This window comes from uncultured Clostridium sp., assembly GCF_963515715.1.
Taxonomy (GTDB): Bacteria; Bacillota; Clostridia; order Clostridiales; family Clostridiaceae; genus Clostridium_AW.
In genome coordinates, this window is the sequence record NZ_CAUPZS010000023.1 from 26,164 (window position 1) to 39,908 (window position 13,745).

Genomic DNA, 13,745 nt, shown 5'->3' on the forward strand with positions numbered 1-13,745 from the left:
AATGTAAGGAGAATGGTAATGAGCGTTTCAAATAAGTATAGTGAATCCTTAGGTAAATTGAACAAATGTATTTGGGTTATTTTGATACCTATATTATTAGATTCATTAGATTTAATGTTTAATTGGTTAATTTACAAGATAAAATATATACCAACACCTAATATATTCAAAATTAAAATAGGATTGATGCATACTCCGGCTTCTGTGAGATTCTTATTAGAGGATTTTCCAACTTCAATATTTAGCCTTAAAAATAACATGGTTTCAGGATTATTAACCAATATAGATTTATTTACCATATGCCTTGCTATAACAGTGTTTCTTGTAATTAGTTATTTTACTGGAGTGTATCTAGTAACATTAAGTAAAATTGGAGAAGAAGATTTTAGTTTAAAAGAAGTTTTTATGCTAGACAATAGGATTTGGAGAAAGTTATTTTTATATAGATTGATAACTATAATACCTATAATATTATTTATGATAGATAGGACTTTCTTAGTGACGGCTTTCATTTTGATATTCTTTGTTTATGTGGAGTATTCAATAATTTTAGACAAAGGATCCATATTAACAAACCTTAAAAAGGGTGTGAATTTTTTACTTAATAATATAGGACTTACTATAAAAATTGCATTTTATTGTGGACTTATTTTTTCGCTATTGAGTGTTATTGTATTTCCTATAGCTAACTTAGGAATATTTGGCATAATCGTCGATATAATAATCATGGCTTATTTTGGCACAGCATTTAATAAGACGATTATGGAGATATATAGAAATGGACAAGTAGAAATTGAAAATTAATAACATTTTTTAGACATAAAAAAATTTAGCTATATCATATATTTTATATGTGGCAACATAATGATCTCTATTAATAATGTTAGGGGGAATTGAGATTAAAGTTGATAGTCTATTAAATGCTTTAAAAAGTATACCGGAAGAAAGTTTAAAGGAATTAGCTGTAGTTTCAACAAGGGGAAAGATTATAAAGGGTAAAATTGAGTTAATAATAAAATATAAAATGGAGTCTTATAAAATATATGAAGAATTGGGATTCATAGGGGCCAAGTTTGAGGATTTAGGATATAACTTTGGAATAATAACTATTAACGTTAAAGACATAAATAAAATATCTAATATTCCAGGAATAGATGAAATTGAGCTACCTAGGACGATTTATTTTGATGAATCGAGTTATGATTGTAAAACTTTATTTAATGGAGATGAAAGTAATTCAATAATTGGATTTATAACCTCAGGGATTAGCTATAACTACTCAGAATTTATTGATGATAAAGGGGAAAGTAGAATTGATTATATTTATGACTTGTCTCAAATGGGAAAGATATGGGATAGGAATGATATAAATATAGCATTAAAAAATCAGAACCCAATGAAGATATTACATCACAAAGATGAGTTGGGATATGGAAATTATATGGTTGAAAATGTTTTGAAAAATATTAGAGAGAAAAGTTCAATTATAATGGTAAAAGCAACTCCAGGGAAAAACATAACGCATACTAAAAATACTTTAATTATGAAGGGAATAAAGTATTTGATGGATAAAAAAAGAGAATTAAAAAAACCACTTATTATATACTCTGCTTTTAATGATAAATATAATTTTAGCTATAATGATAGCTTATTTAGCCAATATATTGATATGATAATTAAGGAAGAAGAGATTAAATTTATATTGGAAAACAAATCAAAGGCAGAAAGAATTTATTTTAAAAAGGGAAAAATAAATAATTTTCAAAGTATACCATTTGGCATAAAACCTCAAAAAGGCAATATTACATTACAACTTCATAAGGAGTTTTTGAACAACTATACATTAGAAATAGTAAATCCTCTAGGAAACACCAGTGGATTAATAGAATTATCACAAGGATATATCAATGGTTCCATAGGAGAAGACAAATATCACATATATAATACAGGACCGAAATCCTATAATATAAACGGAGAAATAGTAATAAGCATAGTATCAAATGAAGATGTTGTAGATGAAGGGCAGTGGAGATTAAATATAGTTTGCAAAGATGAGTATAGAGGAAGATACGCTTTAAGTTTTATCTAATTTATAGTTTTTTAGTTGAGAATTGAGAGTTAGTGAAGAGTTAAGACTCTTCACTTTTAACTCTTAATTTTTCATTTCATAATTTTCAATTCTCAATTTTCCACTATCAATTATCTTAAACTGGATCATACATTATTTCAAAATAACCTTGAGGATATTTGCATGCTGGACAAACATTTGGTGCAGCAGGGCCTTCAAAAATATATCCGCAGGTTCTACATTTCCATCTTTGAGCAGAGTCTTGAGAATAAAGCTTTCCATCCTTTATTCTATTGTATAAATCCAAATACCTTTGTTCATGATGAGTTTCAATCTCTATTATTTTTCTAAAGGCAAACTCTATCTCTTGGAATCCTTCTTGCTTAGCTATATCTGCAAAGCCAGGATATAAGGTTCCCCATTCTTCCTTCTCACCTTCAGCACCATAAAGTAGGTTTTGTTCGGTATTACCTATACCGATTGGGTATTCAGCATCAACCTTAATGTGGGCTTTACCTAGACCCGCAATTAAAAAATCATAAAATATTTTAGCATGAGCTCTTTCGTTATCAGCTGTTTCTCTAAATATAGTAGCTACGTGTTCGTGGCCTTCACTTTCTGCAATCATAGCGTAATATGTATATCTATTTCTTGCTTGTGATTCACCAGCAAAAGCCTTAGCTAGATTATCAGCAGTTTGTGTACCTTTAAGACTTTTCATAATTATACCTCCTTTTTATATTGCTTATAATCAGGATTATGCCCATAAATATCCAATATAAACTATGAATTTATAAAAAGTAACTTTCTTCAAAGATGTAATTATTATAATATTTGTGATAACATTAAATTGAAGTACTAATTAAAGGATTGATATGTGTATATGGATAGAGTCATTATGCATGTGGACGTGGATGCTTTTTTTGCATCGGTGGAACAATTAGATAACCCAGACCTAAGGGAAAAGCCTGTAATTGTTGGTGGTGTTGGTGAAAGAGGAGTGGTGGCTACGGCTTCTTATGAAGCTAGAAAATATGGAGTGCATTCCGCCATGCCTGCTTTTAAAGCTAGAGGACTTTGCCCCATGGGAATATTTGTACCTACAAGACATGAACGATATAGAGAAGTATCAAATGAAATATTTAAAATACTCTATTCTTTAACTCCCATAATAGAACCTTTATCCATAGATGAAGCATATATGGATATAACTAAGGTTAATATGGGTCCATTAGAATGTGCAAAATTTATAAAAAGGGAGATAAAAGAAAAGATAGGACTTACGGTATCTGTAGGTGTAGCCTATAATAAATTTTTAGCAAAATTAGCATCAGACTGGAATAAGCCAGATGGAATAACCATAATTACAGAAGATATGATACCGGATATATTAAAACCACTGCCAGTAAGCAAGGTTCATGGCATGGGAAAAAAGTCTGTAGAAAAGATGAATAATATAGGTATTTTCACTATAGAAGATATGTATAACTTATCTAAAGAATTTTGTATAGAATACTTCGGTAAGTTTGGTATAGAAATATATGACAGAATAAGAGGAATAGACACTAGGGAAGTGGAAGTATTAAGAGAAAGAAAGTCTATAGGAAGAGAAACTACTCTTAAAAAAGACCTATCCAATAAAGAAGATATGAAAAAATATTTAGAGTATTTCTCAAAAGAAGTTTCAGAGACTTTAAAAAATAAAAATATGTGGGGAAAAACTATAACGGTAAAAATTAAAACATCTAAATTTATAAACCATACAAAAGGAAAAACCATAAACTATTACACTAATAATGAAGATGAAATATGTAAAATAGCCTATGAAATACTAGAAGAAATGGAACTAGAGGATAGCATAAGACTAATAGGACTTACGGTATCCACTCTTACAGAAAACAAAGTGGAACAGTTGACATTTTTTATTTAAAAATGAAATTTTACCCAGGAGGATAAATAAAATGAGAAATAAATTTTTGGGAATTGCTGTGTTGATTTTTATGGCTTTAGCTATGATTTTTGCTGTGTTTTTGGAACGTACTTCTACTGGACAAAAAATATCTAAAAATAAAAAAATAAAGAATACTTTAATATATACGCCATTAGTGTTATCTTTTGCCTCTTATTTATATTACAGTACAGAATTTATAAGTGACTTTATATATGCATTCATAATATCTATAGCATTAGCTGTAATGTCCACTTTATGGGAAAAGTATTCAGAGAATTATAAGTATAAAAAAATAATAGAGGGCATTTTAATTTGGAGCATATTGTTTACTTTTTCTCGACTTTTAAATAAAAACTTAGTTATTACCATTGGTCATTACTGGATAGGTCCTATGGTAGTATTCGCCATAAGAAATATATTTAAAGAAGATGATGATAAAGCTGCTGGAAAAGTTCTCTTAGCAAATATAATAGGAATAGTATTGATGGTATTTATGTTTAATTATTTTTCGGAACCCTATAGAGGACGTGGAAAAGCTGAAATAGCGGGAGAAAAATATTTAATAGAAAATGGAATTGCTAAAAAAGAAGAGAACATAAGGATTGATAGATTAAATGGTAATGGTGAATATGTTATGATGTTTGCAAAACTAGAGGATAATCAAGTTTATACATTATATTACAAATTAGGGGAAATTGAAAAGGTGGATAAATTTTCATATTAAACTGTTAATTTAAATATCTAAAAAACTAAATTGGTTTTTCAATTTTAGATTTCTACAAAGATAATTTAGCTTTACAAATAAAGAGCTAAGCATATAGTGAAGTCGCTCTGGAAAAAGTCGCTATTTCACTACATACTTAGCTCTTTGGTGTTTTGCAAATGTATTTTCAGATTTAGGTTATAACAAATTAGTTTACAACTTATAAGTTTTTACAAAGATATTTTAGTATCCAAGGGGAGCTAAGTACATAATGACGGCGCTCCTCCCATTATATACTTAGTTCCTTTATGTTTCACAAAATTATATTATGACAAATAGTTTGTTAATCATCGATTTTCTCAAATGTAGCAAACATTTATTTATTGTAAAAAATTTAAAAAATGTTATGCAATGTAGCATATGCATTTGAGCAAAATCTAGAAATTCTTAATTTATTTTAGAAAAATAACGTTAAGATGCTGTACATGTTTGATCAAAGGGAGTTTGTCAGCATTAGGGATTTCTATAAAATAAATTTTAGAAGTTCTTATTGCAGCGAATCAGCATAAGAAGCATTGCATAGCATTTTTAATTTGTTACCTCTTTAAATTGGTTTCTCAATTAAATAAAATTCCTTACTAATTTAATTTTTTGTTATCTAAAAGCATTTTAACGCCAACTGCTATTAATATTAAAGAAACAATACTAGTTCTGATGTATCTAGTTATTTTCCAATCAATATAAATATGTGTTAATGGAAAAATTACATTTCTAAATATAGCCATAATTCCTATGATTATAAAAATATATCCTAGGTATTTAACATTAATAAAGTCAAAAGATAAGTTTAAATTGTCTTCATAATTTTGAGGATTATATATAGCTTTTCTTACATCAAATACACTATAAAACCATATGATCGGAATAAACATTCCTATTACAGATAGATGAATCCAATCACTTAAAGCAATTAAGCCGAAAAATGCAACCATAATTTGAAGGCCCTTTTTTTGTAATCCCAAATAAAGATGACCTGCTCCAGGTATTAAAGAAAAGAATAAAGCCAATGATTTCTTATTTTCCAAAATCAACATCTCCTTAAATATTTTTAACATATTATTATTATACTATTACTATAAAATATAAATCTTAATATAAATGAGAGGGTAATATTAATTTTTTCTTAATATGCTCTGATATTTTTGATATAATAATAAATGCATGTCAATAGACATGTGGGTGGGCGGAGGGATTTATATGAAAAGGAAGATGAAATTGGAGGGGAATAATATTAATTTTAAAGAAGAATTAATTGCAGCACTAACTTCATTTTTTTCAGTAGTTTATATCGTTGTAGTAAATTCAGCTATATTATTCGATGGAGGTATACCATTAGAGGGAGCAATTATTGCTACGGTGCTTGCTTGTGCATCTGGATGTTTGCTCATGGGGATATTAGGAAGAGTCCCTGTAATACTAGTACCGGGAATGGGTGTAAATGCACTATTTTCCTATACTATAATAAAATCCATGGGGTTATCTCCAAGTGAAGCTTTAGCCGTTGTTTTCCTATCAGGAATTATATTTCTAGTAATAGCATTTACTAAGATAGGAGAAGAACTTTTAAAGTCTATACCTGACTCATTAAAAGAAGCAATTGGAGTCGGAATAGGAATCTTAATTACTTTTATAGGCTTTCAGAAAAGTGGAGTAATAATAAGTGACCCTAGCACTTTTGTAGCGTTAGGAGATATTAGAAATCCACAGGTTTATACAACTCTTATAAATTTATTATTTACTTTATTTTTGTTTGTAAGAGGAGTTAAAGGAAGTTTCTTGTTTGGAATAATTGGTGGTACGATTATTTCCTATTTGTTTGGAGGGGTAGACTTATCTCAAATGAGTTTATCACTATTTTCTCTAGAAAATTATAAAAGTCTTTTCTTTTCCATGGACTTTAGGGGAGTAAGCAATATTTCTTTCTGGATTGGAGTTTTTTCTATAACTTTAGTGTTAGTGTTTGAAAATATAGGATTGCTCCATGGGCAAGTAAATGTAATGTTAAATAAGGAAGGAAGATTTAAAGATAGCTTTAAGGCCTGTGCTATATCAGCAATATTAAGTGGAGTATTTGGAACAAGTCCTACAGTGGTAGCTATAGAAGGGGCAACAGGAATAACTTCAGGTGGAAAAAGTGGATGGACGTCAATTTTTACAGGAATATTATTTTTGACTTCACTATTTTTTATACCTTTTATAAAAATTATACCTAATAGCGCCATCGCTCCTATATTGATAATAGTAGGAAGCTTAATGTTAACAAATATATTAAATATACCTTTAAAAGATTTTGAAGAAGGATTCCCAGCATTTTTGACCATAGTTACCATACCACTTACCTTCAGCATAGTGGACGGTATGGCTTTTGGATTTATAGTCTATCCTTTAATTAAAATTATGAAAGGTAAAGGGAAGAAAGTAAATTTCACAATGTATATAATATCAGCGATGTTTTTAATGAGTTTTTTAGTAAAAGTATTTATTTAGATTTGAAGGAATAAATATTTTTTGTTTTTAATTTCAGAATTGGAAATATAAATTAAAAATGATAAATTTCCAATTCTGAAAATTAAAAATATATATTGACAAGAAAATATAATTAATATATTATATTAATACAGTGAGTAATCGTTTTCCCAGAGGTGTATTATAAGTGAGAAATAAAAAGAACATTTCAATAAAGGAAATAGCAGAATTAAGTGGAGTATCTGTAGCTACGGTTTCTAGAGTTCTAAATAATAATGGAAGATTTTCTGAAGAAACTAGAAAAAAAGTTATGGAAGTTATAAACAAATATGATTACAAAACTAATATGGTAGCTAGGAGTCTTAGAACTAATAAATCTCATATTATAGGGGTTATCGTTCCAGATATAACTAATGAGTTTTTTGCCAGTATAGTACTAGCTATTGAAAGTTATTACTTCCCTAGAGGGTATTCAGTGTTTGTATGCAATACAAACGAAGATGAGGATAAAGAAAATGCTTACTTTAAAGATTTAATATCAAAAGGGGTAGACGGATTAATATATATATCAGGAAGCGACAAAATATCTGACGGATGTTCAAATTACAATACCCCAATAGTTTGCATAGATAGAAAACCAAATATGGGAAAAGATGTTGTTTATATAGTCTCTGATAATTATAAAGGTGGTGTAACTGCCACTGAAGCATTAATAAATAAAGGATGCAAGAATATAGTAATAATAAAAGATTACAGAAACTTGTCCACTAGTAATATGCGTTATCAAGGCTATAAAGATGCTTGCTTTAGAAATAATATCAATGTAAGAGATGAGCTTGTACTAAATGTAAAAGTTAATTTTAATTCAGCCAAAGATTCCATTAACAGCTTAATAAAGCAAGGAATAAAATTTGATGGAGTATTTGCGTGTACAGATTGGTTAGCTATGGGTGCTATAGTTGCATTAAAGGAAAATGGCATAAGCGTTCCTAGCCAAGTGAAGGTAATAGGATTTGATAATATTTCTGTATCTAAGTATAGCTATCCAGCAATCTCAACTATAGAACAGGATGTTGGGGGACTGGGAAAAACAGCAGCAGAGGCTTTATTATCACTTATTGAAAATAAAAGAGATCATGTAGGTGATAAAATGTTGCCAATTAAATTAATTTTAAGAGAAACTACTTAATAAAGATAGGTAGTTTTTATGGGGAATGGGTAATCGATTACCCGTATTAATTAGTCAATAGTTTGTTTATATACAAATTATTATAAAAAAATTGTTTGGAGGGGGAACTATGAAAAAAGTTTCAAAAATTGTATCACTTGCTCTTAGTTTAGTATTAACAGGTTCTTTGTTCGTAGGTTGTGGCAAACAATCTCCTAATGAAACAAAAAAACCAGAAGAAGCAGGAACAGGAGCAGAAGTAGCTATCATACTTAAAACATTGTCCAATCCTTTCTGGGTTTCAATGAAAGAAGGTATTGAAGCGGAAGCAAAGGCTAAAGGAGTTAAGGTTGACGTTTTTGCAGCATCTTCAGAGGAAGACGTACAGGAACAGCTTAAATTATTGGAAAATTTACTCAATAAAGATTATAAAGCTATAGGTGTAGCACCATTATCACCTGTTAATTTAATTCCAGCAATAGCTCAAGCTAATAAAAAAGGAATATATGTGGTAAATATAGATGAAAAGGTTGATATGAAAGAATTAAAGAACGCTGGTGGAAGTGTTGAATCTTTCATAAATACAGATAACGTAGCAGTAGGAGAAAAAGCAGCAAAGTTTATTACTGATAAATTAGGAAAAGATGGCGGAGAAGTAGCTATTATAGAAGGAAAAGCTGGTAATGCTTCAGGAGAAGCAAGAAAAGAAGGAGCTAAAAAAGTATTCGAAGGAACAGAAGGAATAAAATTAGTAGCTAGCCAGCCAGCAGATTGGGATAGATCAAAAGCTTTAGACGTTGCAGCCAACATGATACAGAGATATTCAAATTTAAAAGCTATCTACTGTGCAAATGACACTATGGCTCTGGGCGCTTTACAAGCAGTGCAAAATGCAGGAAAAGAAGGCAAAATCCTTGTAGTTGGAACAGATGGTGCTCCAGAAGCAGTTCAATCTGTTGAAGATGGTAAACTATCAGCTACAGTAGCACAAGATCCAGCAAAAATCGGTGCAACTAGCTTAAATGAACTATTAAAAGCATTAAAAGATAAACCAACTATTTCAGCTGATAAAGAAGCAGAAATTATAGCTGTTGATTCTAACTTGATTACTAAATAGTAACAATTTAATAGTGGCCTTGATAAATTACAAGCTATCAGGGCCCATTGAATTATATTTATATAAGGAAGAGGATAGTATATGAAACCATTAGTTGAAATGCAAAATATAACAAAGAAATTCTCAGGAGTAACAGCCTTAAATAATATGAGCTTTCAATTGCTACCAGGGGAAGTTCATGTTTTACTTGGAGAAAATGGCGCAGGCAAATCTACTTTAATGAAAATATTAAGTGGTATATATGAACCTACTGATGGAAAGATCATTGTTAGAGACAAAGAATATTCTAAGCTTACTCCAAAAGACTCTAAGGAAATAGGAATAAGTATTATATATCAAGAATTAAGTACAATTGATGAACTATCAATAGAAGAAAATATTTTTGTTGGTAAGTTGCCCGAAAAGAAAACATTGGGACTTAAGGTAGTGGACTACAAGTATATGAGAGAAAAAGCAAAAGAGCTATTAAAAAGGGTAGGCTTAAATAAAGAACCTTCCACCTTAGTTGAAGAATTAAGCATTTCTGAAAAACAGCAGGTAGAAATAGCAAAATCACTAGCTCTTGATGCCAAAATAATAATAATGGATGAACCTACTTCCTCACTTACTATTGAAGAGACAAAAAATTTATTTAAGATAATAGAACAATTAAAAAAAGAAAATGTAGGTATTGTTTATATATCTCACAAGCTTAAAGAAATAGTAGAAGTAGGAGATAGAGTAACCATACTAAAGGATGGAAGCTATGTAGGAACAAGAGATGCGAAAAACGTAACAGAAGAAGAATTAGTAAACATGATGGTTGGACGTGAATTAAGAGGAAAGTATTTAAGTGAAAATAAAAATGGTAGAGATTCTGATGAAGTAATATTCGAGGTTAAAAACCTAACTAGAAAAGATAATAAAGTTCAAGATGTAAGCTTTAAACTACACAAAGGAGAAATATTAGGATTTGCAGGATTAGTAGGGGCAGGTAGAAGTGAGCTTATGAATGCGATTTTTAGAGCAGACAAAATTTCTTCTGGAGAGATATATCTCTTTGGTAAGAAGCTAGAAATAAATGAACCTTATGATGCAATAAAAGCAGGCATGGGTTTAATTACAGAAAACAGAAGAGAAACTGGATTTTTGAAAAACTTTAATATAAAAGAAAATATCTCTATAGTTCCTTTTTTAAAGGACTCTAAAGCAAAAGGAACTTTTGGATTAGTAAATAAAGAACTTGAAAATAAGTATGCTGCTGAGCAAAAGAAATATCTTAACATTAAATGTTCTTCCGTAGAACAGAATATCACAGAACTGTCTGGAGGAAATCAACAAAAAGTAATTATAGGAAAATGGCTTGCAGCTAAATCAGATTTGATAATTTTTGATGAACCTACAAAAGGTATAGACGTAGGAGCTAAGAGTGAAATTTACTTGATAATGAGAAAATTAGCAGAAGAAGGAAAAGGCGTATTGATGGTATCTTCAGAATTACCTGAACTTCTTTCAGTTTGCGATAGAATAGCCGTTTTTAAGGACGGAAAAATAAAGACTATACTAACTAATGAAGAAGCAACGGAAGAAAAAATTCTTCTAGCTGCCACTTCCGAAAATTAGGTGAAAAAGGAGTAGTAAAAATGAAAAAAGACTTTAGTTCAATATGGCAGAAGTACGGAACACTAGGAATACTCATAATAATAGTAGCTTTGTTAGGAATATTATCTCCTGAATATTTTTTTACTCCTAACAACCTTGTACAAGTTGTGCTTCAAAGTTCTATTACAATATTAATAGCTTGTGGAGAATTCTTTGCAATATTAATAGCAGGGATAGACCTTTCAGTAGGCTCAATAATAGCTTTAACAGGTATGATAACTGCAAAGATGATGGTTAGTGGAGTGCCTGTAGTAATAGCTATACTTATAGGAGGAATATTTGTAGGAGCATTACTTGGTGCTATTAATGGAACTTTAGTAAATTCTACTGGCCTACATCCTTTTATTATAACCTTGGGAACTCAATCTATTTATAGAGGACTAACCCTTATTATTTCAAATGCAAGACCAGTATTTGGATTCCCTAAGGCATTTACATCAGGAGTTGCAGGGTGGCTATGGAAAATACCAGTTCCAGTAATAATAGCAATAGCAGTAGCTCTAATACTCACATTTATAACAGGAAAAACAAAACTTGGTAGAAATATTTATGCTTTAGGTGGAAACAGTCAATCAGCATGGTTCTCAGGAATCAATATTAAACTTCACACTCTAATAGTATTTATCATATCAGGCGTTTGCGCAGGAATTGCAGGAGTAGTTATGACTGCAAGACTTGGAGCGGCAGAACCTCTAGCAGGAGTAGGATTTGAAACTTTTGCAATTGCATCAGCAATTATAGGAGGTACAAGCTTCTTTGGAGGAAAAGGAAAAATATTTGGAGTAGTAATGGGTGGATTAATTATAGGAGTTATAAATAATGGTCTTAATATTTTAAACGTAGCAACATATTATCAACAGATAGTAATGGGAGCGTTAATAATAGGAGCTGTTACATTAGATAAATTATTTAGTACAAAGAAGGGTAGGAATTAAAATGAAATACAAATTTTCACCTTCGCTTATGTGTATGAATTTACTTAAGCTAGAAGAGCAAATAAAAATTTTAAATGATAGAGCAGATTTTTTCCATGTGGATATAATGGATGGACATTATGTTAAAAATATTACCTTGTCTCCATTCTTTATCGAACAGATAAAACCGGTGACAACTTTACCAATAGATGCTCATTTAATGGTAGAGAATCCAGATGATTTTATCGATGCATTGAAAGATGCAGGAGTTGATTACATCTCTCCACATGCAGAAACAATAAATAAAGATGCTTTTAGAATTATAAATAAAATAAAAAATCATGGATTAAAGGTTGGAATTGTATTAAATCCAGCAACACCAGTAGATGAAATAAAATACTATATTGATAAATTAGATAAAATAACTGTAATGACTGTGGATCCTGGTTTTGCGGGACAACCTTTCATACCAGAAATGCTAGAAAAAATTAAGGAATTAAAGGAACTTAAAGAGTCAAATGGATATAAATATTTGATTGAAATAGATGGTTCCTGCAACGTAAAAACCTTTGAACGTCTAAAAGAAGCTGGTGGGGAAGTATTTATAGTAGGTTCATCAGGTTTATTCAATAAGGATGAAGACTTAGAAAAAGCTTGGGAGAAGATGTTAGTGGATTTTGAAGGCCATTCCTTTTAGTAGAGGATTTTGAAGAAAATATTATAAAGGGTGGTTGCTATGGAGAAAAAATTTGTAATTGGTATAGATATCGGAGGAACAAATTTTAGAATTGGTTTAGTAGATGAAGAAGGAAAAATATATAACTATGCAATTGAAAGCAGTCAAAAATTAATAGGAAATGACGATTCCTTAGTAAATTTAAAAGAATATCTATCAGACTATATAAATAGAAATTTAAAAGGTGAACTTAAAGGAATTAGCATTGGATTTCCATCTACCATCAGTAAAGATAAGAAAACTATATACTCCACACCTAACTTAAAAGGTTTTAACAATGTAAATATAGTAGATTATTTAGAAAAAGAACTAAAAGTACCCACTTTCTTAAATAGAGATGTTAACTGTCTTTTAAAGTGGGACATGGTGAGCAAGGGCATAGAAAAAGAAGGTGTTACCCTAGGCTTCTATATAGGAACAGGCTTTGGAAATTCCATATCTATTAATGGTAAATTTCTAGATGGGAAAAATGGTACTGCAGGAGAGTTAGGACATATTCCTGTATTGAACAGTGACAAGCTTTGTGGCTGTGGCAATCACGGTTGTATAGAAAGCTATGCCTCAGGAAAAAGACTAAATGAAATTAGAAGTATTTATTTTAAAGATACAGAAATAAAAGATATTTTCATCAAGCATAGAGATGAAAAGGTAATAGTTGATTTTATTAATTGTTTATCCATACCTATTGCTACAGAAATAAATATTTTTGACCCTGATAATATAATAATCGGCGGTGGAGTAATAAATATGGATGGGTTTCCTAAAGATTTATTGGAAGAGTATATTTATAAGCACTCGAGGAAACCATTTCCTGCAGACAATTTAGAATATATATATTCATCTCAAAGTCAAGAGGCAGGAGTTTTAGGAGGAGCATTTAATGCTTTTGAATCGTTAGAAATAGAGGAAAGAGGGATTTAA

The 13,745-nt window shown here is 30.1% G+C and carries 13 protein-coding genes; 11 read left to right on the top strand and 2 right to left on the bottom strand.

What is annotated here, in order from left to right; translation table 11 throughout:
* Nucleotides 1-18 precede the first annotated feature (18 nt).
* Both RYO54_RS14775 and RYO54_RS14780 read left to right on the top strand, forming a co-directional pair.
* Nucleotides 19-804 (top strand): hypothetical protein, encoded by a 786-nt coding sequence (locus RYO54_RS14775; RefSeq protein WP_315120358.1) that lies wholly within the window; start codon nt 19-21, stop codon nt 802-804.
* Nucleotides 805-880: 76 nt separating this feature from the next.
* A complete protein-coding gene (locus RYO54_RS14780; RefSeq protein ID WP_315120361.1) occupies nt 881-2,089 on the top strand; it encodes a hypothetical protein in 1,209 nt (402 codons plus the stop codon).
* Nucleotides 2,090-2,204: 115 nt separating this feature from the next.
* On the opposite strand, the gene rbr is transcribed toward RYO54_RS14780, so the two are convergent.
* Nucleotides 2,205-2,789: a rubrerythrin gene (rbr, locus tag RYO54_RS14785; protein WP_315120363.1), complete on the bottom strand. Its 585-nt coding sequence runs from the start codon at nt 2,787-2,789 to the stop codon at nt 2,205-2,207.
* A gap of 162 nt (nt 2,790-2,951) precedes the next feature.
* Here rbr and RYO54_RS14790 point away from each other — a divergent pair, with 162 nt between their 5' ends.
* Nucleotides 2,952-3,998: a DNA polymerase IV gene (locus RYO54_RS14790; RefSeq protein WP_315120365.1), complete on the top strand. Its 1,047-nt coding sequence runs from the start codon at nt 2,952-2,954 to the stop codon at nt 3,996-3,998.
* 31 nt (nt 3,999-4,029) lie between these two features.
* The gene (locus RYO54_RS14795) at nt 4,030-4,743 is read left to right on the top strand and encodes a hypothetical protein (protein WP_315120367.1); all 714 of its coding nucleotides are present in this window, start codon (nt 4,030-4,032) and stop codon (nt 4,741-4,743) included.
* Nucleotides 4,744-5,360: 617 nt separating this feature from the next.
* On the opposite strand, the gene RYO54_RS14800 is transcribed toward RYO54_RS14795, so the two are convergent.
* Nucleotides 5,361-5,807, bottom strand: a complete 447-nt coding sequence (locus RYO54_RS14800; protein ID WP_315120371.1) for a hypothetical protein — start codon at nt 5,805-5,807, stop codon at nt 5,361-5,363.
* A gap of 172 nt (nt 5,808-5,979) precedes the next feature.
* Here RYO54_RS14800 and RYO54_RS14805 point away from each other — a divergent pair, with 172 nt between their 5' ends.
* The 7 genes from RYO54_RS14805 (at nt 5,980) to alsK (ending at nt 13,745) form a co-directional block, all read left to right on the top strand.
* Nucleotides 5,980-7,269 (top strand): NCS2 family permease, encoded by a 1,290-nt coding sequence (locus RYO54_RS14805; RefSeq protein ID WP_399549566.1) that lies wholly within the window; start codon nt 5,980-5,982, stop codon nt 7,267-7,269.
* A 166-nt stretch (nt 7,270-7,435) separates the two neighbouring features.
* Entirely contained in the window at nt 7,436-8,437 is a 1,002-nt protein-coding gene (locus tag RYO54_RS14810; protein ID WP_315120374.1) for a LacI family DNA-binding transcriptional regulator, read from the top strand.
* Nucleotides 8,438-8,546: 109 nt separating this feature from the next.
* A complete protein-coding gene (gene alsB / locus RYO54_RS14815) occupies nt 8,547-9,533 on the top strand; it encodes a D-allose transporter substrate-binding protein (protein WP_315120376.1) in 987 nt (328 codons plus the stop codon).
* Between the two features lie 81 nt (nt 9,534-9,614).
* Nucleotides 9,615-11,135 (top strand): D-allose ABC transporter ATP-binding protein AlsA, encoded by a 1,521-nt coding sequence (gene alsA, locus RYO54_RS14820; RefSeq protein WP_315120378.1) that lies wholly within the window; start codon nt 9,615-9,617, stop codon nt 11,133-11,135.
* Nucleotides 11,136-11,155: 20 nt separating this feature from the next.
* Nucleotides 11,156-12,109, top strand: coding sequence for a D-allose ABC transporter permease (gene alsC, locus RYO54_RS14825; protein ID WP_315120381.1), 954 nt, complete (start codon nt 11,156-11,158; stop codon nt 12,107-12,109).
* A 1-nt stretch (nt 12,110) separates the two neighbouring features.
* The gene (gene alsE / locus RYO54_RS14830) at nt 12,111-12,785 is read left to right on the top strand and encodes a D-allulose 6-phosphate 3-epimerase (RefSeq protein WP_315120383.1); all 675 of its coding nucleotides are present in this window, start codon (nt 12,111-12,113) and stop codon (nt 12,783-12,785) included.
* A 39-nt stretch (nt 12,786-12,824) separates the two neighbouring features.
* Nucleotides 12,825-13,745, top strand: a complete 921-nt coding sequence (gene alsK / locus RYO54_RS14835) for an allose kinase (RefSeq protein WP_315120386.1) — start codon at nt 12,825-12,827, stop codon at nt 13,743-13,745.